Here is a 20,952-nt window from a genome sequence, read left to right on the forward strand (position 1 = left end):
CTCGACGAAGCGGCGACGAGCGAGATCGCCTCCTTCGCCTGCGGCCTTGCCAGCGATCACGCCGCCGTTGCCGCAGCGCTGACGGAGCCGTGGTCCAACGGCCAGACGGAGGGGCAGATCAACCGCCTGAAAACCCTCAAACGCCAGATGTATGGCCGGGTCAACATCGACCTCCTGAAAGCGCGCCTCGTAGCGGCATCATGAACCGGGAAATGCACCAACTTTGCGTCAGACCCAAAGTTGCACGCCGAGTCACAGCCAGGACCGCATGCCCGCCAACGAGCACGAGATGACGCCCGCGCCCGACTACGCTCCGCGCCACCCCGGCTCGGGCAAGCTCGACGGGAAGGTCGCGCTCATCACCGGGGGCGACAGCGGCATCGGCCGCGCGATCTCGGTCCTGTTCGCGCGCGAGGGCGCCAGGGTCGCCATCGCCTACCTCGAGGAGGACCGAGACGCCGAGGACACGAGGAAGCTGGTCGAGGATGAGGGCAGCGAGGCCGTCCTCATCCGCGGCGATCTCGGCGTGAAGAAGAACTGCGAGGCCGCCGTCGCGAAGACGATCGAGGCTTTCGGCCAGCTCGACATCCTGATCAACAACGCCGCCCAGCAATGGATCGACAAGGACTTCGAGTCGCTGGAGGAGGACATGATCCGTCAGATGATCGGCTCGAACATCCTGGCCTACATGTTCATGACGCAGGCCGCGCTGCCCCACCTGAAGGAGGGGGCGTCGATCATCAACACCTCCTCGGTCAACGCCTTCGCGGGCAACGCCGCGCTCGTCACCTATTCGATGACGCGCGGCGCCTCGCTGGCCTTCTCCCGCTCGATGGCCTCGAATCTCGCCGAGAAGGGCATCCGCGTGAACGCGGTTGCGCCCGGCCCGATCTGGACGCCGTTCATCCCGGGCACCATGCCGGCCGACAAGGTAGAGGGGTTTGGCTCGGGCGTACCGCTCGGCCGCCCGGGCCAGCCCTGGGAGGTGGCGACGTCCTATCTGTTCCTCGCCTCGTCGGATGGCAGCTACTTCACCGGCCAGACGCTGCACCCGAACGGCGGCAAGGTGGTGGGCGCCTGATCGGACCCTGACTCCCCTGCCAGATCGGAGGCGTCCCCCGACGGGCGCCTCTTCGCTTTGCCAGGAGCGGACTGTGTCCCTTCCCCCATGGCCGGAGGCTTCGGTTATCTATCAGGCCTATCCCCGGTCGTTCCACGACTCGACCGGGTCGGGCACCGGAGACCTGAACGGCGTGACGCAGCGGCTCGACTATATCGCGTCGCTCAACGTCGATGCGGCCGGGCTCGCGCCGTTCTTCCCCTCGCCCTTCGCGGACGGCGGCTATGAGGTGGCCGATCATTGCGACGTCCATCCGCCGCTGGGGACGCTGGACGATTTCGACCACCTGGTTGAACGGGCACACGCAACGGGCCTGCGGGTCATGATCGACCAGGTCTTCAACCACACCTCGGACGAGAGCCCGCGGTTCCACCGCGCGATCAGGCAAGATTCCGACTATGTGGAATGCTATGTCTGGCGCAATCCGTAGCCCGACGGCACGGCACGGAACAACTGGCTAAGCCAGTTCGGCCGGCCCGCCTGGTCCTCAAACACAAGCAGGCCGGACCCGGCACGGCTCGGCTGATGGCTGTCGTCGCACGACCAGCCCCGCCATGCCGACACGGTGGGCGACGACTCGGACCGGGACGTGCGCTTTCTCGCCACCGTCCTGCTGACGGCCCCGGGGCCGACGATCCTCTATCAGCGGGAGGAGCTGGGCCTGGGTCAGCCGCGGCTGCCGAGAGCGGCGATGACGGACCCGCTCGACCTGCTCCATTGGTCGGACGGGCCGGGGCGTGAGAACGCGCGCGTGCCGATCCCTTGGGCCGAAGGGCGGGACCAGGGCTTCTGGATCGGGCGGTCCTGGCTGCCGATGGACTGGCCGCGCGGCGCGTCGGTCGCGGTGCAGGACGTGGGCCGGGACACGAACCTCACCTTCTACCGCCGTGCGGCCGCCTTCCGCCGCAGCCGGTTGCGCGACAGGCCGCTTCAGGGCTGGTCGCGCGAGGGGGAGGTCATCCGCCTGATGCGGCAGGGCGCGACCGTCGTGCTGAACTTCGGGACCGGCCCGGTCCCGGCCGATCCCGACCCCGCCTTCGCCTCGGGCGAGATGGGGGACGGCGCGTTGCCGGGACGCACGGCGGCGGTCTGGCTGGACTGACCGCGGGCGGTCAGACCCGCCGCCACCACCGCCAGACGCCCCAGAGGTTGACCGCCAGCAGAACGGCGTTCTGGGCCAGGATCGCCCATTTCCCGTCGACCACCGCCGCCGCGATCCAAAGCACCGCCGCGACCGTGAACATCACGAAGCCCCAGGCGACCAGCCGCGCCGGCTCACCCCAGGCGACCGAAAGGGCCGCCACGATCGTCAGGATCGCCGCGGCCCATCGGACCCATTCGACAAGGTCCATCCCGTCAGGAACGGAAGGCGGCGCGGTCGCCGGTGTCGCGTGCGACCCGATGGTGCCGCGTCGTCTGGAAGGCGCCCCCATCGCTAGTCCCGGCAGTGTCCTTCGTCGCGCGCCCGAAGCCCCAGCCGAGGGCGAGCAGCGCAAGCGCCCCACCGATCAGCGCGGTCTTGCGCGCCACGTCACCGTCCACGATCACGCCCGATTCCTCGGCCCTGTCGTCGTAGGAGCCATGCGCCCTGCTCGGATAGTCCTCGTAGGGGCCATCGAGGTTGTCGCCCGCCATGTTGTCGGGCTGGTCCGACTTCTGCGCCTCGACCCCCATCTTCGCGAGCTTCGCCTCGACCACATCGGGCAGCGCGAAATTGGCCGACATGAGCTTCAGGACCGAGCGGCCGACCAGCACCTCGCGCGAGCGTTCGTCGATGGCCTTCAGCACGGCCTTCGCGGCGACCTCCGGCTGGAAGATCGGCGGGGCGGGCTGGGGCTTGCGGTCCATCCGGTTACGCGTCCAGTCGAACTGCGGCGTGTTCATCGCGGGCAGCTGCACCATCGACAGGTTGATCGGCCGCGCGTCGCGGGCCAGCTCGATCCGCAGGGCCTGGGTGAAGCCCTCGATCGCGTGCTTCGCCCCGCAATAGGCGGCCTGGTAGGGGACCGAGGTATAGGCGAGGCCGGAGCCCACGTTGACGATGCTGCCCTTGGACATGATCCGCAGCGCCGCGCGGCAGCCGTTCACGGTGCCCAGATAGGTCGTGTCCGTGATCTTGCGGAACTCCGCCTCGTCGACATCCTCGAAGCGGGAGAAGCTGGTCAGCATGGCGGAGTTGACCCAGACCGAAGGCGCGCCCAGCTCCGCCACGATGGCATCGGCCGCGGCGTCGACCTGCGCCTGCTCGGCCACGTTGGCGGTGCGGGTCCAGACATCGGCGCCGTGATGCGCCTGCAGCTGGTCCAGCCGGGACTTGCCGCGGGCGAGGACGGCGACCTTGTAGCCACGGTCGACGAGCGCGTCGACGACGGCTCGGCCGACGCCGGCCGAGCCACCGGCGACGACGGCGATCTTCTTCGTATCGGACATTCTGCACTCTCCGCTGAGATTTGCAGAACGAACGTGGCCCGTGCGGCCTAGTTCCCGCGTCCCCGCGCCGCGGGCGACAGCAGCAGGGCCCAGGCCGCCCAGGCCCCTGCCCCGGCAGCCCCCGCCGCCCAGACATGCGCCCCGCGCGAGAGTTCCATCGCGGCCCAGACCGCGCAGACGCCGACCACCGCCCAGCGCCGCCAGCGCGGTGCCCAGAACGGATCGGCCGGGTCGAGCATCAGGCGGCTTCGCGGACGGGGTTCTTGCCGAGGATGATCATCGACAGGATGTCGTCCTCGGTCACGTCCTCGACCCGCTCCGTCCCGACCATCTTGCCGTTCTTCATGACCGAGACCCGGTCGCAGAGCTCCATCATCTCGCGCGTGTCGTGGGAGATGAGGAAGATGCCGAGGCCCTGGTCCTTCAGCTCCTTGATGAGGTCGGCGACCATCGCCGTCTCGTGCACGCCCAGCGCCGCGGTCGGCTCGTCCATGATCAGGATGCGGGCGTTGAAATAGACCGCGCGGGCGATGGCGACCGACTGGCGCTGCCCGCCGGAGAGGGCCGACACGGGCTCGTTGATCTTGCGGAAGTTGGGGTTGAGGCGGGCCATGATGCGGCGCGTCTCGGCCTCCATCTTCGCGTCGTCCATCAGGCCGAAGGGCGTGATGAGTTCCCGCCCGAGGAACAGGTTAGACGGCGCGTCGAGATTGTCGGCCAGCGCCAGCGTCTGATAAATGGTTTCGATGTTGTAGCGCCGCGCATCGGCGGGCGAGCGGATGTCGGCCACCTCCCCGTCGATGCGGATGGTCCCTGAGTCGCGCTGGTAGGCGCCCGAGAGGCACTTGATCAGCGTCGATTTCCCCGCGCCGTTATGGCCCAGCAGGCCCACGACCTCTCCGGGGTAGAGGTCGAGCGAGACCCGGTCGACGGCCTGAACGCCGCCGAAGGCGATGGAGATGTCCTCGAGCGAGACGAGCGGCGTGCCGCTGCGGTCCACCGGCGCCTTCGCGTGTTCCTGTGCCATCAGTCCCGCGCCCCCGTGCGCTTGCGATACCAGATGTCGATGAGGACGGCGGCCACCAGCACGGCGCCGACGACGATGTTCTGGAGCGGCGCGTCCACGCCGACCATCGCCATGCCCGACTGCAGCGACTGCATGATCAGCGCGCCGATGATCGCGCCGTAGATCGTGCCCACCCCGCCCTTCAGCGCGGTGCCCCCGATCACGGCGGCGGCGATGACGCGCAGCTCGTCGAGGATGCCGATGTCGTTCGAATGGTTGGTCAGGCGGGCCGAGGCCACCACCGCCGAGATCGCGCAGAGCGTGCCCAGCAGCGCGAAGACCTTCACCGTCAGCATCCGCGTGTCGATGCCCGACAGCTCCGCCGCGTCCGGGTTGCCGCCGGTGGCGAAGATGTAGCGTCCGAACCGGGTGCGCCGGGCGATCACCGTCATGACGATGGCCACCGCGATCAGCAGCACGATCGAGATCGGAACACCGTAGCCCTCGGTGTAGCCGGCGGGCATGACCAGGCCCTCGGCCTCGAAGCGGCGCTCCAGCACGCGGTCGGGGATGGTGTAGGCGTTGAGCAGGGCGACGAAGCCCAGGATGCCGCCGACCACGAGGGCGGCCACGACCGCCTCGGCCCAGAGCGGCTTGACCGGGAACTCGTGCGCGACCTTGTTGCGCCGGGCGGACCACAGCCCGGCCAGCGCGGCAGCGGCGCCGATCAGGCCCAGGATCCAGGACCAGGTCTCGCCCAGGGTGCCGTTGATGCCCCCGAAGAGCTGGAAGGTCTCGTCCAGCGGGCCGATCGTCTGGCCGCTGGTCAGGTACCAGGCGACGTTGCGCCAGACCAGCAGCCCGCCCAGCGTCACGATGAAGGCCGGGATCGACAGATATCCGACCAGCCAGCCGTGGAACGCCCCGATCGCCGCCCCGGTCACCAGCCCGCAGGCGATGGCGATGGGTGCGTTCAGTGGCGAGCCGAGCCCCGCGCCCAGCCAGTCCGGCACGACCACCGTCTGCACCATGGCCATCACCGCCGAGCAGGTGGCCAGCACCGATCCGACCGACAGGTCGATGTGGCGCATGACGATGATGAACACCATGCCGGTCGCCATGATCGCGACCGAGGCCGTCTGGATCGTCAGGTTGAACAGGTTGCGCGGCGTCACGAAGCGGCCGTCGGAGGCCAGGTGGAACGCCAGCGCGATCAGGACGAAGGCGCCGATCATGCCCAGCAGGCGTGTGTCGATCTCCAGCGCAGCAAAGCCCTTGCGGGTGGCCGCAGCGGGGGGCGCTTGGGTGGCGTCGGTCATGGGGGTGTCCCTCCGTGCGAAAGGGGCGCGGCGCCCTCGAAGGCTCTGGCCAAAATCTTCCAAGATCTTGGTGCAGTGAGTGGCCCGCCCCCGGATGTCGGGGACGGGCCAAGGGTCAGATCAGTTGCAGGGGGCGGGGCCGTTCTCGACGCCCTGGCAGAGCGCCTCGACGGTGATCCAGCCCGCATCCGTGACCGTGGTCAGGTTGTCGGCGGTGATCGGCACCGGCTCCAGGAACTTCGCGATCAGCGTGGTGCCGCCGGGCGAGGTCCATTCCTCGGCGCCCTCGATGGCGTCCATCGCGGTGCCGCCGGCCAGCGCCACGGCGATCTCGCCCGCCTCGCGGCCGAGGTCCCGCGCGTCCTTCCAGACCGACACGGTCTGCGTGCCCTGGGCGATGCGGTTCAGCGCGGCGTGGTCGCCGTCCTGGCCGGAGACGGGGATGCCGTCCATGCCCTGCGCCGTCAGCGCCGCGATGGCGCCGCCCGCGGTGCCGTCGTTGGAGGCCACGACCGCGTCGACGTTGTTGTCCTGCGCGGTCAGGATCTGCTCCATGTTGCGCTGGGCGTTGGCGGGAAGCCAGCCGTCGGTATAGGCCTCGGCGACGATGGTGATGTCACCGGCGTCGATCGCCTCCTGCAGGACTTCCTGCTGACCGCCACGCAGGAAGTCGGCGTTCGGGTCGGTGGGCGAGCCCTTGATCATGACGTAGTTGCCGGTCGGCTGCTCTTCGAGCACGGCGCGGGCCTGCATCCGGCCGACCTCGACGTTGTCGAAGGTCAGGTAGAAGGCGTTCGGGTCCTCGATCAGGCGGTCGTAGCCGACGACGGGGATGCCCTCGTTCACGGCGGCGGTGACGGCCGGGCCGATGGCCTGCGAGTCCTGCGCCAGGATGATCAGCGCGTCGGCGCCCTGGGCGATCAGGCTTTCGACGTCCGACAGCTGCTTCGAGGCGGACGACTGGGCGTCGGTCGAGATATAGGTGGCGCCAGCCTCCTCGAGCGCGGCCTTGATGGCGGCCTCGTCGGTCTTCCAGCGCTCTTCCTGGAAGTTGGACCAGCTCACGCCGACGACCGGCCCGTCCTGCGCCAGGGCCGTCGTCGCGGACAGAGCGGCGAGAACGCCGGCGGCGATGAATGTCTTCTTCATGTTTTCCTCCCGTAGGGGCATGGGGCGGATCTTTGCCCGCCCGGGCCACGGGAATCGGTATGAGGTTCGCGATTTAATTTGTCAAAGAAATTATTTCACGCTACGTCTGCCGTCATGGCCGGCGCCCGCGCCGGGCCCCGCGCCGGAGGGAGGAACTTCGCCGTGCAAACCCCCGCCGCCGCCCGCCTTTGCGCGCTGGTTGCGCTCGTCGCGCAGCCCGCGTCAGCCGGCCCTCTCTTCGAAGACGCCTCCTCCGCCCTGCCCCTGCATTCCTACACCGGCGGGTGGGAGCATTTCGTCGGCGGCGGCGTAGCGGTCTTCGACTGCGACGGCGACGCCCTGCCCGAGCTCTTCGCCGCGGGGGGCGCCTCTCCCGCCCGGCTCTTCCTCAACCGCTCGACCCGAGGCGGCCCGCTCGCCTTCGAGGCCGGCGCCCTGCCCGAGCTGACCGGCGTGACCGGCGCCTACCCGCTCGACATCGACGGGGACGGGCCGCTCGACCTCTTCGTCATGCGCGTCGGCCCGAACCTCGTGCTGCGCGGCCTCGGCGGCTGCGCCTTCGAGGACGCGACCGAAGCGCTGGGCATGACGCCGGGCGACGGCTGGACCACCGCCTTCTCGGCCACCTGGGAGGGCGAGGGTCTGCCGACGCTCGCCACCGGCGACTATGTCGACCGGGAGGACCCCGAGGGCCCCTTCGGCACCTGCGCCGAGGTGCTGCTGCACCGGCCGGAGGGCGCGCGCTACGGCGCCCCGATCCCGCTCGCGCCGGGCTTCTGCCCCCTCTCGATGCTGTTCTCCGACTGGCAGCGGCGCGGCGAGACGATGCTGCGGGTCTCCAACGACCGGCACTACTATGTCCGCGACGGGCGCGAGCAGATGTGGCGCCTCGACCCGCTGGAGGAGCTGGGCGCCGAGGACGGGTTCCCCGAGCAGAAGCTCTGGGGCATGGGCATCGCCAGCCGCGACCTGACAGGCGACGGGCTGCCCGAGGTGATGCTGACCTCGATGGGCGACCAGGTGCTGATGCTGAACCGCGGCGACGGCTTCGCGGCCGCGCCCTTCGCGATGGGCACGGCGGCGCAGCGGCCTCATGTCGGCGAGGACGGCCGGCCCTCGACCGGCTGGCACGCCGAGTTCGGCGATGTCGACAACGACGGCCGCGCCGACCTGTTCATCGCCAAGGGGAATGTCGACCAGATGCCTGGGATGGCGATGGAGGACCCGAACAACCTGCTGATGCAGCAGCCCGACGGCAGCTTCGCCGAGGCGGCCGCTCCGGCAGGGATCGCGACTGTCGAGCGCTCGCGCGGCGGGGCGCTGGCCGATCTGAACGCGGACGGGCTGCTCGATCTGGTCGTGGTGAACCGCCGCGCCCCGGTCGAGCTCTATCGCAACGTCACGCCCGGCGCGGGCGGCTGGATCGCCATCGACCCCCGGCAGCCGGGCGGCAACGCCCGCGCCGTCGGCGCCTTCGTGGAAGTCCGGACGCCGGATGGCCTCCAGGTGCGCGAGGTGACGGTGGGCGGCGGCCATGCCGGCGGGAGCGCCGTGCCGCTCCATTTCGGCCTGGGCGGAGAGGAGTCCGCGGAGGTCCGGGTGATCTGGCCCGACGGAACCGTGGGCGACTGGACGAGGCTCGCCGCTGGCACGGTTCACGCCGTCGGGCGGTAGGCCCGGCACGGGCGCGTCGCCCGCGGTCGACCGCGGGCGGGCCTCCGGTCGACCGGTGGCCGCGCCGCCGAGCCGTCAGACGAACCGGTTGACGTAGTTCTCCAGCCGCTCCTGCCGGCCGGAGCGCGGCTTCGGGTCGGTCCCCTGCTCCAGCACCCGCGCCTGGATCGCGCCAAGGTCCGAGGTCAGCATCCCCTTCGCCTCGGGCGTGTCCCAGCCGGCATAGCGCTCGGCCAGGGCATCCTCCAGCCCGCCATCCTCAAGCATCGCCGCGGCGGCCTTGAGCCCGCGGGCGCAGGTGTCCATCCCGCCGACATGCGCGGCGATCAGGTCCTCCGGGTCGATCGACTGGCGCCGCAGCTTGGCGTCGAAGTTGGTGCCGCCCTGTCCCAGCCCGCCGGCCTTGAGGATGTGGTAGTAGGCCAGCGCCACCTCGGGCACGTTGTTGGGGAACTGATCGGTGTCCCACCCAGACTGGTAGTCGTTGCGGTTCATGTCGATCGAGCCCAGCATCCCCTCGGCGGCGGCCAGCGCGATCTCGTGCTCAAAGCTGTGGCCCGCGAGGATGGCGTGGCCCTGCTCGATGTTGAGCTTCACCTCCTTCTCCAGCCCCCACTTGCGCAGGAAGCCGAGGCAGGTCGCGACGTCGAAGTCGTACTGGTGCTTCGACGGCTCCTGCGGCTTGGGCTCGACCAGGATCTGCCCCTCGAAGCCGATCTTGTGCTTGTAGTCGACGACCATCGACAGGAACCGGCCCATCTGCTCGCCCTCGCGGACGAGGTCGGTGTTGAGCAGCGTCTCGTAGCCCTCGCGCCCGCCCCAGAGGACGTAGTTCTGTCCCTTGAGCTTGTGCGTGGCGTCGATGCAGCCCTTCACCGTGGCCGCGGCATAGGCGAAGACCTCCGGGTCCGGGTTGGTCGAGGCGCCCGCCATCCAGCGGCGATGCGAGAACATGTTGGCCGTGCCCCAGAGGAGCTTCGTCTTCGACCCCTCCATCTTCTGGCCGAGATAGTCGGTGATCTCTTCCAGCGTCGCCAGGTTCTCGGCGTAGCTGCCCTGCTCGGGCCGCAGGTCCGCATCGTGCCAGCAGAAGAAGGGCGCGCCCAGCAGGTCGAACATCTCGAAGGCCACGTCGGCCTTCATCTTCGCCCGGCCCATGTCGTCCTGCGGATGCCAGGGCCTCTCGAAAGTGGGGCCGCCGAACGGGTCGCCCCCCTCCCAGGCGAAGGAATGCCAATAGGCGACGGCGAAGCGCAGATGGTCCTCCATCCGCTTGCCCATCACCGTCTCGTCAGCATCGTAGAAGCGGAAGGCCAGAGGGTCGGACGCCTCCGGCCCCTGAAAGCGCGCGGGCGACAGCCCGTCGAAAAATCCCGTGGTCATGCCGTTTCCTCCCGTCCGGTGCGGCCGGGCGGCCCCGGCCTCGCAGGAAAATCCCCGCGGCGATCAGAGCTAGACAGAATTACTTTATCTGTCAAAATAAATAGGGGCCTGGAATAAGGGGCCGGGCACGGAGGAGCAGGATGAGGGATTCGCCGGAGCGGCTGGCCGAAGCGTCCGACCAGCGCCGGCAGGGGCGCGCCCGGGTGCTGGCGGCGATCCGCCGCGCGGGCGCCATCGCGCGGGTCGACATCGCCCGCGAGACGGGCATCAGCGCCGCCACGGTCACCGCGCTGACGGCGGAGCTTCTGGCCGAGGGGCTGATCGAGCGGATCGAGCCCGAGGGCCGCGCCGGCGCGATGCGCCGGGGCCGCCCGCGAGAGGCGCTGAAAGTCCGGGGTGCGGCGCGGCTGATGGCCGGGGCCAAGGTGTCGCACCGGGTCATCACCGTTCTGCTGGTCGATTTCGAAGGCGCCGAGATCGGTGCCCATGAGGTCCGGCGGTCCGAGATCGCCTCCACCCCCGAGGCGTTGGCCGACGCGATCGTCGCCGCCACCGCGGCGGCCTGTGCTGCGCATGGGCGGGCCCTGTCGGAGCTGTCGGGCCTCTGCGTCGGGCTGGCGGGCCATGTCGACGGGGGGCGGGGCCATGTCCACTGGTCCTCGGCGCTCGACCGGCGCAGCGTGGACTTCGCGCCCGTCCTCGCCACCCGCGCGCCCTGCCCCGTCTTCCTCGAGAACGACGCCAACCTCGTCGCCAAGGCCGAACAGCTGTTCGGGCGCGGCCGGGGCGTTGCCGACTTCCTCGTCGTCACGATCCAGCACGGGATCGGGCTGGGGCTGGTGGTCGACGGGCGGCTGCATCGCGGCGCGCGCGGCTGCAGCGGAGAATTCGGGCACACCAAAGTGACGGCCGGGGGCGCGCTCTGCCAATGCGGGCAACGCGGCTGCCTCGAAGCCTATGCCGGCGGCTACGGCCTTTCCGCGCGGGCCGCCGAGGCCGGGCTGCCCGGCCTCGACCTCGACGGGGTCTCTGCCGCCGAGGCGGCGGGCGACCCGACCGTCTGCCGCATCCTGTCCGAGGCCCGGGGCTATTTCGCCACCGGGCTCGCCAACCTCGTGACCGTCTTCGACCCCGAGCTGGTGATCCTCGCCGTCGAGACCGAAGGCACGCACCCGCTCTGCACGCCCGAGGTGCTGGAGGAGGTGCGCCGCCTCTCGCTCTCGGTCGACGCGCCGCCGACCGAGATCATCGTCCATGCCTGGGGCGACCGGATGTGGGCCGAGGGCGCCGCCGCCTACGCCATCGAGCGGGTCGAGGCGCTGGCGGTCGAGCGCCGCCCGCTCGGTCAATCGGCCTGAGCCGCCCGGATCGCCGGGACCAATGCACGATAACGGCGCCAGGCGGCGTCGTAGCGGGGGACGAGGTCGGGCCGGGGCTCGATCGTCTGAGCCACCTGCGGCGGAGTCATGATCGCGGCCGGATCGCCGCCCTCGGCCGCGGCGATGCCGAGCCGCGCCGCGCCGAGCGCCGCGCCGAACTCGCCCCCGGCAGGCACCTGAAGGGGCAGGTCCAGCGTCGAGGCCAGCACCTCCAGCCAGTAGCGCGACCGCGCGCCGCCGCCCATGGCGAGGACCGAGCGCAGCTCCGTCCCCGTGCCCTTCAGCGCCTCCAGGCAGTCGCGCATGGCGAAGGCCACGCCCTCGACCACGGCCCGGGTCAGTGCGGCGGGGTCATGCGCCACGTCCAGCCCGATCAGCGCGCCGCGCAGGTCCGCGTCGTTGTGGGGCGTCCGCTCGCCCGAAAGGTAGGGCAGGAACATCAGGTTGCCGGGCCCCTCGGCGACGTCGGGCAGCCTGCGCGCGAGGTCGGCCGCGCTCTGCCCGGTCTGCCGAGACAGCCAGTTGAGTGAATCGGTCGCCGAGAGGATCACGCCCATCTGGTACCAGGTGTCCGGCACCGCGTGGCAGAAGGTGTGGACCGCGCTGGCCGGGTCCGGAGCATAGCCCGCCTTCGCGGCCAGCAGCACGCCCGATGTGCCCAGCGAGACGAAGCCCTGGCCCTCGGCGAAGCAGCCCGCGCCGCAGGCCGCCGCCGCATTGTCGCCGCCGCCGCCGGCCACGACCACCGGCCCCTCGACGCCCCAGCGCGACCGCAGCGCGGCGCGCAGCCGCCCCCCCTCGGCGCTGCCCTCGACCAGCGCGGGCATCTGGTCGCGGCGCATGTGCCCCGCCTCCAGCGCCGCCGCCGACCAGGCCCGCGCGCCAACGTCCATCCAGGCCGTCCCGGCGCTGTCGGACATGTCCGAGATATGCTCCCCGGTCAGCCAGAGCCGCAGGTAGTCCTTCGGCAGCAGGACCTTCGCGACCTTATTCCAGACCTCGGGCTCATGTCGCTCGACCCAGAGCAGCTTGGGCGCGGTGAAGCCGGGGAAGACGATGTTGCCCGTCGCCTCGCGGATGCCGGGCGTCGCGTCGAGCGCCGCCGCCTCCTCGGCGGAGCGGGTGTCGTTCCAGAGGATGCAGGGCCGCAGCACGCTATCGTCGGCGCCGAGCAGCGTCGCGCCGTGCATGTGCCCCGACAGGCCGATCCCGCGCAGCGCGGCCATCTCGCGCGGATGCGCCGCGGCCAGCCGGTCGAGCACGGCCTCGCAGGCGGCCACCCAGTCCGCCGGGTCCTGCTCGGACCAGCCGGTCCGGGGGTGCGGGTTCTCATAGCCCGCCTCGGCCGTGCCCTGCACGGTGCCCTCCGCGTCGACGAGCAGGGCCTTCAGGCCGGACGTTCCGAGATCGAGACCGAGATACATGTGCGTTCCTCCTGCGCCGAAGGGCTAGACGCCGCGCCCGTCCCCGTCCACCGTCCGCCGCGACCAAAAGGAGGCCCTGCATGCATATAGACCCGTTCGGCGTCGAGATCTGGATGAACGCCAACGAGACGCGCTGCCGCCTCAACCTCGCCGAGACCTGCGTCTCGGCCATGACCCTGACGGAGCTTGCGGCGCTGACGGGCCGCAACGCCGATCTGCTGTCCGATCTGATGGAGGTCCCGCTGAGCTACGGCGCCATCGAGGGCTCCGACCGGCTGCGCCGCGCCATCGCCGCGCTTTATGACGGGCGGGCGGCGTCGGAGGTGCTGGTGGCCCACGGCACGGCCGGCGCCAACGATCTTGCCTGGCGCGCGCTGGTCGGACCGGGGGACCATGTCGTGAGCCTGGTCCCGACCTACCAGCAGCACGTCTCGATCCCCGAAAGCCTCGGCGCCGAGGTCTCGCGTCTGCACCTGACGCCAGAAAGCGGCTACCTGCCCGACCCGGAGGCGCTGCGCGCCCTGCTCCGGCCCGACACGAAGGTCGTCGCCTTCACCAATCCGAACAACCCGACCGGCAGCCTTATGCCGCCCGACCTGCTGCGGGAGATCGTGGCGATGGTCGAGGGCGCGGGCGCGACCGTCCTTGCCGACGAGGTCTATCGCGGCACCGCGCAGCAGGGCGACGGGCGCAGCCTGTCGGCCGCCGAGATCAGCCCCCATGCGGTCGTCACCGCCGGCATGTCCAAGTCCTTCTCGCTGGCAGGGCTACGGCTGGGGTGGATCCTCGGCCCCGCCTGGCTGCGCGAGGCGGCGGAGCGGCATCGCGACTACACGACGATCTCGGTCGGCATGGTCGACGACCACCTGGCCGCGCTGGCGCTGGAGAACGCCGAGGCCGTGCTCGCCCGCTCCCGCCGGATCACGCGGGAGAACCTCGCCATCCTGTCGGATTGGGTCGAGGCGGAGCCGGGCGTGGACTGGGTGCGCCCCGGCGCAGGGACGACGGCGCTACTGCGCTACGACCTGGCCATGGGGTCCGAGCAGCTTTGCACCGAGCTGCTGGCCGAGACCGGCATCCTGCTCACCCCCGGCGCCGTGATGGGCGCCGAGGGGACGTTGCGGATCGGCTTCGCCAATCGGACCGAGGACCTGCGCGAGGGCCTGCCGCTCCTGTCGGCCTTCCTGCGCGCCCGGCGGTAGGCTCCGGCGTCAGAACAGCAGCACGTCGTCGCCGCCAAGGACGGGTCCGCCCTCCAGCACCGCGACGACGTCGCCGCCCAGCGACAGTTCCCCGGTCGCGCGGTCATAGGCTGCGCGCCCCGAGCTCAGCGCGTTCGCGACCGTCCGGTCGTCCGCCGGGCGGATGTCGATCCCGGGATCGCCGCCGAAGAAGCGATCGTCGATGGCCAGCCGGTCGCCTCCGCCGAAATCGGTGATCGTGACAACGGCGTCGCGATTGCCGAACTCCAGCACGAAGGCGTCGTCTCCCCCGCCGCCGGTCAGGGTGTCCTCGCCCCCGCCGCCGCGCAGGATGTTGGCGCCGCCATTGCCGATGATCTGCTGCGCGACGCCGTTGCCGATCACGTCGAGGTCGTCGCGGCCCAGCAGCCGGACGGACTCCACCTCGGCGGCGCCGAGCGTCACGTCGGCGCGGGCGAAGACCTGGTCGAACCCTTCGCCCGCCGCCTCGACCACCGTGTCGCCCGGGTCGTCGAGCAGGTAGCGGTCGTCGCCAGGACCGCCCTCGTGAATGTCGGCCCCGGCCTGACCGCCGAGATCGTCATCGCCCGCCAGTCCCAGCAGCCGGTCGTTCCCGCCGCCACCGGCGATGGTGTCGTTCCCGGTCCCGCCGGTCAGCGTCTCGGAGGTGCCGTCACCGTTGATCCGGCGCCCTGGCTCCGGCTCGCCGCCGCCGGTGCCGCCACCGCCGTCGCCGTCCTCCTCCAGCGCCGCCGCACCGATGACGTAGACGTCGCCGGGCCGGTCGAAGCCCCGCTCGGACGAGATCTGCCCCGGCGCGCCCAGCAGCAGCGACAGGCCGTCCCCGCCCAGGTCGACCGCCGCGACCCCGAAGCCGAGCGAGTCGTCCTCGCCCGCTGTCAGCGCCGTCACGCCGCCTTCCGCCAGCATTTCGGCAGAGCCCAGATCGCCCAGGTCGCCAAATGCCGACAGCCCCGACCCGTCTTCGCGACCGCGGACGACATAGACCGTCCCGGCGCCGACGCCGCCCTCGGCCATGCCGACGGCGAAGTCGCCGATCCCGTCGCCATCGACGTCGCCCAGCCCGGCGAGCCCGATGCCCAGCGCGCCCAGCAGCGCGGCGCCCTCATCGTCCTGCGTCTCCAGCGCGTTGTCCAGCTCCACCGGCGCCGCCGCCCCGGCGCGCGTGCCGGTCAGGACGAAACCGGCGACGTCGGCGAGCGACTGGCGCAGGTCCAGTTGCGAGAAGATGTCCGCATCTCCGAACAGGCCGTAGACCCCGCCCGCGTTCACGTCGAGCCGAGCGCCGCGCTGGACGTCGAGCAGCGGCGCGGTGATGCCCAGGTCGTCGATCCCGTCGCCGGTCACGTCGCCCAGATTGACCGGGTTGAAGCCCGCGAAGGTGAATTCGCCGGTTCGCGGACCTTCGAGGAAGGGCACGTCGCGCAGGTCGATCTCGGGAACCGGCAGCTCGGGCGCGGACAGAAGGAACACGCCGCCGGTCGCATAGCCGTCGTCGCTGCCGATATCGACGAGCCGCCCGCCGAGCGCCGCGCCGATGGCCAGCTCGTCGCGCCCGTCCCCGTCGAGGTCGGCCAGCGCGAGGCTGTCGAACAGGCCGACGCCGCCGAGGAACTCCGGCGCGAAGCCGTCGTCCTCGACGCGTGTCTCGGCAAAGCCGCGCACGAGGAAGCCGTCGCTGCCGTCACCGTTCACGATGTCTTGGGTGAGATCGACCTCGGCGCCGAGCCCTTCGCCCCCATAGACGACATAGAGCCGCCCCAGCCCCTCGCCCGGATCGCGGAGGCCGAAGTCGAAGCCGGGGATGTCCGGGATGTCGGGCACCTCCGGCACCTCGATCAGCGACCCGCCGGGCCGGTAGGCCAGCCCCGGCGCCTGAAAGGTGCCGATCACCACATCGTCGAAGCCGTCCCCGTCGATGTCGCCGTCGCCTGCGAAGGCCAGACCGGCTCGAAGGAAATCGGCCTCGCCCGCGATCTCGGTCACATCGACGCTCGGGTTGGCGAGGTCCAGACGGTCACCGGTGCGCGTTATCGTCCGCGCCGCATCGGGGCCGCCATAGACGATATAGGCGGTGCCCGGCCGGTGATCGAAGCCGATGTCGAACGGGCCGTCGGTGGGCACTTCGACAAAGCTCGGGGCCGAGAACAGGATGTCCGAAAAGCCGTCGCCGTTCACGTCCCCCGCAGCCTTCGGCGCGGTGACGTCGTCCTCCCGCGCGCCGACCACCGAGAAGCCCGCGCCCGACAGCGTCAGGCCGGACAGGTCCAGCACGCTGTCTGCCGTCACCGCCTCGGCGAGCGCGGTGCCGCCATAGACGACATAGGCCCCGCCCGCGTCGATCCTCGGCGCGATCGGCGTATCCAGATCGAGACCCGGCGCCGAGACGAGGAAATCGCCGATCCCGTCGCCGTTGAAATCCTCCAGTCGGTCGACGCGGATGCCCACGCCGGTCGAGTCGCCGCCTGAATCGGGCGTTCCGCTGGCGGTGAAGTTGAGGTCGCCGCTCTCCGCGAGCAGCGGTCGAATGTCGATGGCCATGACGTTTCCGTCCCTTTTTTGCTGAATGTCTTTCCGCCCCCCGGTCAGGGCATGCACGCGGCCCCAACGGGCGCGGCACCGGCCTGACCTTCACGGCCGACCGACAGGGGGATGGTGACGAAGCGGCGTCCAAGTCGCAAGGGCGGCCTCCTCCGCAGGCTACCGCTTCCTCCGCCACGCTCTTTCCCGGCATGGCTCGACCTCGCCGCCGCGATCTGAAAGAGGTGCCGGGGACGATGACCGACCACGCCTCCTCCTCCGCCCGGCAGGATCCCCCCGCCGTCGAGATCGGCTGGATGATCGACCGCGATCTGCCTCCCGACCGGCGCGAGGCGGCCAGATCGGCGGCCGAGGCGATGCGGACGGCGCTGGCGGAGGGCATGCCGCAGTTCCGCTGGGTCGTCGACACGCAGGCGGCTCCGCCGCTCGGCGACACGGGACAGATCGAACCCGTCCAGCTTCTCGACAGGGCGGAGACGCTGCGCGACGCCAAGGGCTGGGACTTCGTCCTGGTCGTGACCGCGCGCGAGCTGCGCGGGCGGGAGCGGGCGGAGGTGCTGGGCGTGACCTCCGGCATCTTCGCGACGGCGCTCGTCTCGACCGCCCATCTGGGCGCTTCGGAAGGCGCCGGCCTCCGCCTGCAGGCGCTCGCCATGCATCTCTTCGGTCGGCTGAACGGGCTGGCGCCGGACGAGTCCGGAACATGGATGCGGCGGATCGACGGGCCCGACGATCTCGACGGGATGCAGGGCTACGCGCCGGACGCGCTTCAGGACCTCACCGAGCGGATGGAGACCGTCGCCGACCTCCGCGTCGAGGAGATGGGCGCCGCCCGCCAGGGCCCGGTCGCGTTCTACGCCCGTTCGCTCTGGCACAATCGCGCCGCTTTGCCGCGCACGATCCTGCGGATGCGGCCCTGGAGCTTTCCGCTGCATCTGCGCCGCCTGACGACGGCGGCCGGCTCGGCGCTGGCCGTGCTGGTGATGACCGCCGAATCCTGGGAGGTGGCCGCCAACCTCTCGCTTCCGACCATCGCCGTCCTGTCGCTCGCCGCCATCGCCGCGACCAGCGCCTATCTGATCCGGGTACAGCGCCTGGTCGCGGGACGCCAGGGGCCGCTCCGCGAACAACGCGCCGTCAGTAACGCGGGCACGGTCGTCGCGGTCGGGATCGGCATGGCGGTAACCTGGGCCGCCGTTTTCGCCGTGGCCTGGCTGCTGGCGACGGCGCTCTTCGGCGACGCGCTGCTCGAGGGCTGGACCGGCATGTCCGGCGCCGCGCTCCGCGTCCGGCTGGCGGCGCTGGCGGCGGCGCTCAGCGTGGTCATCGGCGCGCTCGGCGCCTCGTTCGAGCCCTACGGCTACTTCCGACACGTGACCCAAGTCGACGACGAGATCTGACGTGGCCGGGATCTGGCGGTAGGAGAATCACACGTTCCCGGGGCGCCCGTCGCTCGACCGTGCCGTTCCGCGCGTGTGAGGATACGTTCGCCCGGACAGATGCTCCAAGCCTGCGCAGACCGCCTGCCTCCCGGATCCTCCCCGTCGTTCCTCCGTGCCTCGGGGGACAGGCTGCGGGGCGACGATGCACACGTCGGTGCGAGGGCCTGGCCGACTGCATGACTCGCTCCCGCGGCCCCGCTCAGACCAGCCGCGCCGCGACCAGGACCAGCGCCCCGGCCGCCGCCAGCGACGCCGCCGCCGGCAGCGCGGTGCGCCGCAGGATCGCCCCTTCCTGCGCAGCCAGACCAACGGCGGCGGCTCCCGCGACGACATTGTGCGGCGCGACGACATTGCCCAGGGCCGCGCCGTAGCCCTGCGCCGCGAGCATCAGCGCGGCGGGCAATTCCGCAGCCGCCGCGACATCCGCCTGAAGCGGGCCGAACAGCACGTTCGATGCCGTGGCCGACCCGGTGACGAAGGTGCCGAGCGCGCCGACCGACGGCGCCAGCACCGGCCAGCCGGGGCCGAGCCCCGCGGCGGCGCGGGCCAACGTCTCGATCATGCCCGCATGGACCATCAGCCGCGCGAGAAGGATCATGATCCCGAGCGCCAGCGCGACCGGCGCGAGCCGCCGCAGCGCGACGCCGGAGGCGGGGAGGAGCCGTCCGCCGCGCCCCGTAGCCAGCGCGGCCAGCACCAGCCCCAGCAGCAGGTAGCTGCCCGGATGGTAGAGCGGCGCGAAGCTGCCCTCGAAGCCGCCGGGCAGGCGCCAGGCCAGCGTTGGCGCCGACAGCACCTCGCGCAGCGGCGGGACCAGCCGGGACAGGAGGACCAGCAGGACGACGGCGAGATAGGGCGCAAGATCCGCGAGGACCGGCGGGCTGTCCTTCTCCGCGCCGCCCGCCCGCGCCCCGCGCATCCGCCAGGCCGCGAAGGCGGTCCCGCCCAGCAGTGCGGCCCCCAGCGTCGGCAGTTCCGGCCCCGCGACGGCGGCCAGCGCGACATACGGGACGAGGAAGGCGGCGGCGGCCGGGACGCTCCGCCCCACCGCGGCGGCGAACGGGCCCGGCGCCGCCACCTGCACCGTCGCCACCAGAAGCCCCCAGCCAAGCGCCGCGTGCAGCGCCGCCGTGGTCCAGGCGAAGGCCGTCGCCTCGGTGCCCGTGACCTCCGCCAGGGCCAGAGCCGGCGTTCCGATCGCCCCGAACGACACGCCCGAAGCATGGCCCAGCAGCGCCGCCGCCACCGCCCGCACCGCCGGCAAGCCGAGCCCGACCAGAAGCGGCGCGGCCAGCGCGACCGGGGCGCCGAACCCGGCGGCGCCCTCCATGAACAGGCCGAAGAACCAGGCGATCAGCACGATCCGGTCGCGCGGGTCCTGAGCAAGTCGAGCGAGCGCGTCGCGCAGCCGCTCGACCCCGCCCGTGGCCTGCCCGTAGGCGTGCAGCATCAACGCGGGGAGCACGATCCAGAGGATCACTGCCGTCGTGTGCGCCGCCTCGGCCAGCACGCCCGGCGCCGCCCGGGCGCCGAAGCCGAAGACGCCGATAGCCAGCAGCGCCGCCAGCGCCAGCCCCGCCGCCCCGGCGCGCGCGGCCGACCAGCCGAGCCCGGCCATCCCCGCCAGCACCGCGACGATGGGCAGCGCCGCCAGCGCCGCGATCATGGCGTGACCGGGTGCAGCGGCGCGCCGTCCCGCGCGAAGGCGGTGACGTTGGCGATCGTGGTCGCGGCGATGCCCTCCAGCGCCTCGCGGGTGAAGAAGCCCTGGTGCCCGGTGATCAGCACGTTCGGGAAGGTCAGCAGCCGGGCGAAGACGTCGTCCGGGATGATCCGGTCCGACAGGTCCTCGAAGAACAGCCCGCCCTCCTCCTCGTAGACGTCGAGCGCGAGGGCGCCGATCCGCCCCGACTTGAGGCCGCGGATCAGGGCCCTGGTGTCGACCACGGCCCCGCGCGAGGTGTTCACGATCATCACGCCGGGCTTCATCGCAGCGATCGCCGCGTCGTCGATCAGGTGATGCGTCTGGGGCGTCAGCGGGCATTGCAGCGTGATGACGTCGGCCGCGGCAAAGATCTCGGGCAGGTCGACATACCGCACCCCTTCGGCCTCCAGCTCCGGGTCGGGCTTCGGGTCGTAGGCCAGCACCTCGCAGCCGAAGCCGCGCAGGATATGCGCGAGAACACAGCCGATCCGGCCCGTGCCGACCACCGCCGCGGTCTTGCCGTTGAGGTCGAAGCCCATCAGCCCCTCGAGCTCGAAGTTCCCCTCGCGCACACGGGCATAGGCGCGGTGGATGCGGCGGTTCAGCGTGAGGATCAGCGCCATCGCGTGCTCGGCCACGGCATGTGGCGAATAGGCCGGAACCCGGCCGACCGCGAGCCCCAGCCGCGCCGCCGCATCGAGGTCAACGTTGTTGAACCCCGCCGAGCGGAGCGCGATCAGCCGGACCCCCAGCCCGGCCAGACGCTCCAGCACCTCGGCGCCGAGGTCGTCGTTGACGAAGGCGCAGACCGCGCCCGCGCCCTCGGCCAGGACGGCCGTGTCGGGCGTCAGCCGGGCCTCGAGGAAGACGGTCTCATGGCCCTCGGACTCGGCGCGCGGGCCGAGGAAATCCTCGTCATAGGGCTTGGCGGAGAAGATCGCGATGCGCATGGGATCTGCCTCTGGTCTGGGGGCGGCCTGCGGTCGGAGCATGGCCTCGAGATGCACCCCGGCGCAACGCGCCAGGGCCTCCGGATCCTAAAGCGTTTTGCTTTTAGCATGACGCGTATCCTGCTGCTTTGAAGAAGCTCCAGCACTCCTCGGGATCGAAGATGCCACAGATATCGCCGAGCGCGCGGATGAGCGTATCGTAGGTCC

19 protein-coding genes are annotated in these 20,952 nt (G+C 71.3%); 8 read left to right on the top strand and 11 right to left on the bottom strand.

From position 1 onward, the window contains the following. The 4 genes from DR046_RS21715 to DR046_RS21730 all read left to right on the top strand — a co-directional run. On the top strand, positions 1-204 hold a 204-nt coding region (locus DR046_RS21715; RefSeq protein WP_135227373.1), incomplete at its 5' end, for a transposase. A gap of 64 nt (positions 205-268) precedes the next feature. Then, a complete protein-coding gene (locus DR046_RS21720; protein WP_115384458.1) occupies positions 269-1,081 on the top strand; it encodes an SDR family oxidoreductase in 813 nt (270 codons plus the stop codon). 73 nt (positions 1,082-1,154) lie between these two features. Further along, positions 1,155-1,550: an alpha-amylase family glycosyl hydrolase gene (locus DR046_RS21725; protein ID WP_167767233.1), complete on the top strand. Its 396-nt coding sequence runs from the start codon at positions 1,155-1,157 to the stop codon at positions 1,548-1,550. Between the two features lie 99 nt (positions 1,551-1,649). Then, entirely contained in the window at positions 1,650-2,222 is a 573-nt protein-coding gene (locus DR046_RS21730) for an alpha-amylase family glycosyl hydrolase (RefSeq protein WP_442354853.1), read from the top strand. Positions 2,223-2,232: 10 nt separating this feature from the next. Here DR046_RS21730 and DR046_RS21735 read toward each other — a convergent pair whose 3' ends face one another. The 6 genes from DR046_RS21735 to xylF all read right to left on the bottom strand — a co-directional run bounded on the left by DR046_RS21735 (position 2,233) and on the right by xylF (position 7,024). Then, positions 2,233-2,472 (bottom strand): hypothetical protein, encoded by a 240-nt coding sequence (locus DR046_RS21735; protein ID WP_115384461.1) that lies wholly within the window; start codon positions 2,470-2,472, stop codon positions 2,233-2,235. 4 nt (positions 2,473-2,476) lie between these two features. Further along, the gene (locus DR046_RS21740) at positions 2,477-3,550 is read right to left on the bottom strand and encodes an SDR family oxidoreductase (RefSeq protein WP_115384462.1); all 1,074 of its coding nucleotides are present in this window, start codon (positions 3,548-3,550) and stop codon (positions 2,477-2,479) included. A gap of 47 nt (positions 3,551-3,597) precedes the next feature. Continuing rightward, positions 3,598-3,789, bottom strand: coding sequence for a hypothetical protein (locus DR046_RS21745; RefSeq protein WP_115384463.1), 192 nt, complete (start codon positions 3,787-3,789; stop codon positions 3,598-3,600). Continuing rightward, positions 3,789-4,577 (bottom strand): ATP-binding cassette domain-containing protein, encoded by a 789-nt coding sequence (locus tag DR046_RS21750; RefSeq protein WP_115384464.1) that lies wholly within the window; start codon positions 4,575-4,577, stop codon positions 3,789-3,791. The genes DR046_RS21745 and DR046_RS21750 overlap by 1 nt, the downstream gene beginning before the upstream one ends. After that, entirely contained in the window at positions 4,577-5,875 is a 1,299-nt protein-coding gene (locus DR046_RS21755) for a sugar ABC transporter permease (protein WP_115384465.1), read from the bottom strand. The genes DR046_RS21750 and DR046_RS21755 overlap by 1 nt, the downstream gene beginning before the upstream one ends. Before the next feature lie 120 nt (positions 5,876-5,995). Then, positions 5,996-7,024, bottom strand: a complete 1,029-nt coding sequence (gene xylF, locus DR046_RS21760; protein WP_115384466.1) for a D-xylose ABC transporter substrate-binding protein — start codon at positions 7,022-7,024, stop codon at positions 5,996-5,998. Between the two features lie 162 nt (positions 7,025-7,186). Here xylF and DR046_RS21765 point away from each other — a divergent pair, with 162 nt between their 5' ends. Continuing rightward, entirely contained in the window at positions 7,187-8,698 is a 1,512-nt protein-coding gene (locus DR046_RS21765; protein WP_245191053.1) for a CRTAC1 family protein, read from the top strand. A gap of 75 nt (positions 8,699-8,773) precedes the next feature. On the opposite strand, the gene xylA is transcribed toward DR046_RS21765, so the two are convergent. Continuing rightward, entirely contained in the window at positions 8,774-10,081 is a 1,308-nt protein-coding gene (gene xylA, locus DR046_RS21770) for a xylose isomerase (protein ID WP_115384468.1), read from the bottom strand. Positions 10,082-10,221: 140 nt separating this feature from the next. Between xylA and DR046_RS21775 the strand changes: the two genes are divergently transcribed. Continuing rightward, positions 10,222-11,439 carry an ROK family transcriptional regulator gene (locus DR046_RS21775; RefSeq protein ID WP_115384469.1) on the top strand — a complete coding sequence of 406 codons (1,218 nt, stop codon included), beginning with the start codon at positions 10,222-10,224 and terminating at the stop codon, positions 11,437-11,439. On the opposite strand, the gene xylB is transcribed toward DR046_RS21775, so the two are convergent. After that, the gene (gene xylB / locus DR046_RS21780; protein WP_115384470.1) at positions 11,427-12,884 is read right to left on the bottom strand and encodes a xylulokinase; all 1,458 of its coding nucleotides are present in this window, start codon (positions 12,882-12,884) and stop codon (positions 11,427-11,429) included. The two genes, DR046_RS21775 and xylB, sit on opposite strands and share 13 nt — an antisense overlap. A gap of 80 nt (positions 12,885-12,964) precedes the next feature. Here xylB and DR046_RS21785 point away from each other — a divergent pair, with 80 nt between their 5' ends. After that, entirely contained in the window at positions 12,965-14,086 is a 1,122-nt protein-coding gene (locus DR046_RS21785; RefSeq protein WP_115384471.1) for an aminotransferase class I/II-fold pyridoxal phosphate-dependent enzyme, read from the top strand. Positions 14,087-14,095: 9 nt separating this feature from the next. Here DR046_RS21785 and DR046_RS21790 read toward each other — a convergent pair whose 3' ends face one another. Further along, positions 14,096-16,648 carry a calcium-binding protein gene (locus tag DR046_RS21790; RefSeq protein WP_115384472.1) on the bottom strand — a complete coding sequence of 851 codons (2,553 nt, stop codon included), beginning with the start codon at positions 16,646-16,648 and terminating at the stop codon, positions 14,096-14,098. Positions 16,649-16,884: 236 nt separating this feature from the next. Between DR046_RS21790 and DR046_RS21795 the strand changes: the two genes are divergently transcribed. Next, a complete protein-coding gene (locus DR046_RS21795; RefSeq protein WP_115384473.1) occupies positions 16,885-18,048 on the top strand; it encodes a hypothetical protein in 1,164 nt (387 codons plus the stop codon). Positions 18,049-18,289: 241 nt separating this feature from the next. Here DR046_RS21795 and DR046_RS21800 read toward each other — a convergent pair whose 3' ends face one another. Together DR046_RS21800 and DR046_RS21805 are read right to left on the bottom strand one after the other, a co-directional pair. Continuing rightward, positions 18,290-19,756: an L-lactate permease gene (locus DR046_RS21800; RefSeq protein ID WP_115384474.1), complete on the bottom strand. Its 1,467-nt coding sequence runs from the start codon at positions 19,754-19,756 to the stop codon at positions 18,290-18,292. Then, positions 19,753-20,745, bottom strand: a complete 993-nt coding sequence (locus DR046_RS21805) for a 2-hydroxyacid dehydrogenase (RefSeq protein ID WP_115384475.1) — start codon at positions 20,743-20,745, stop codon at positions 19,753-19,755. Before DR046_RS21805 ends, DR046_RS21800 begins: the two co-directional genes overlap by 4 nt. Positions 20,746-20,952 lie beyond the last annotated feature (207 nt).

This window comes from Jannaschia formosa (assembly GCF_003340555.1).
GTDB lineage: Bacteria > Pseudomonadota > Alphaproteobacteria > Rhodobacterales > Rhodobacteraceae > Jannaschia > Jannaschia formosa.

What these genes read in the sequence shown, in the direction of transcription:
- DR046_RS21805 (WP_115384475.1), bottom strand. Translation starts at nt 20,745, where the DNA reads ATGCGCATCGCGATCTTCTCCGCCAAGCCCTATGACGAGGATTTCCTC.
- DR046_RS21750 (WP_115384464.1), bottom strand. Translation starts at nt 4,577, where the DNA reads ATGGCACAGGAACACGCGAAGGCGCCGGTGGACCGCAGCGGCACGCCG.
- xylB (WP_115384470.1), bottom strand. Translation starts at nt 12,884, where the DNA reads ATGTATCTCGGTCTCGATCTCGGAACGTCCGGCCTGAAGGCCCTGCTC.
- DR046_RS21790 (WP_115384472.1), bottom strand. Translation starts at nt 16,648, where the DNA reads ATGGCCATCGACATTCGACCGCTGCTCGCGGAGAGCGGCGACCTCAAC.
- xylF (WP_115384466.1), bottom strand. Translation starts at nt 7,024, where the DNA reads ATGAAGAAGACATTCATCGCCGCCGGCGTTCTCGCCGCTCTGTCCGCG.
- DR046_RS21755 (WP_115384465.1), bottom strand. Translation starts at nt 5,875, where the DNA reads ATGACCGACGCCACCCAAGCGCCCCCCGCTGCGGCCACCCGCAAGGGC.
- DR046_RS21775 (WP_115384469.1), top strand. Translation starts at nt 10,222, where the DNA reads ATGAGGGATTCGCCGGAGCGGCTGGCCGAAGCGTCCGACCAGCGCCGG.
- xylA (WP_115384468.1), bottom strand. Translation starts at nt 10,081, where the DNA reads ATGACCACGGGATTTTTCGACGGGCTGTCGCCCGCGCGCTTTCAGGGG.
- DR046_RS21735 (WP_115384461.1), bottom strand. Translation starts at nt 2,472, where the DNA reads ATGGACCTTGTCGAATGGGTCCGATGGGCCGCGGCGATCCTGACGATC.
- DR046_RS21800 (WP_115384474.1), bottom strand. Translation starts at nt 19,756, where the DNA reads ATGATCGCGGCGCTGGCGGCGCTGCCCATCGTCGCGGTGCTGGCGGGG.
- DR046_RS21745 (WP_115384463.1), bottom strand. Translation starts at nt 3,789, where the DNA reads ATGCTCGACCCGGCCGATCCGTTCTGGGCACCGCGCTGGCGGCGCTGG.
- DR046_RS21740 (WP_115384462.1), bottom strand. Translation starts at nt 3,550, where the DNA reads ATGTCCGATACGAAGAAGATCGCCGTCGTCGCCGGTGGCTCGGCCGGC.
- DR046_RS21795 (WP_115384473.1), top strand. Translation starts at nt 16,885, where the DNA reads ATGACCGACCACGCCTCCTCCTCCGCCCGGCAGGATCCCCCCGCCGTC.
- DR046_RS21720 (WP_115384458.1), top strand. Translation starts at nt 269, where the DNA reads ATGCCCGCCAACGAGCACGAGATGACGCCCGCGCCCGACTACGCTCCG.
- DR046_RS21785 (WP_115384471.1), top strand. Translation starts at nt 12,965, where the DNA reads ATGCATATAGACCCGTTCGGCGTCGAGATCTGGATGAACGCCAACGAG.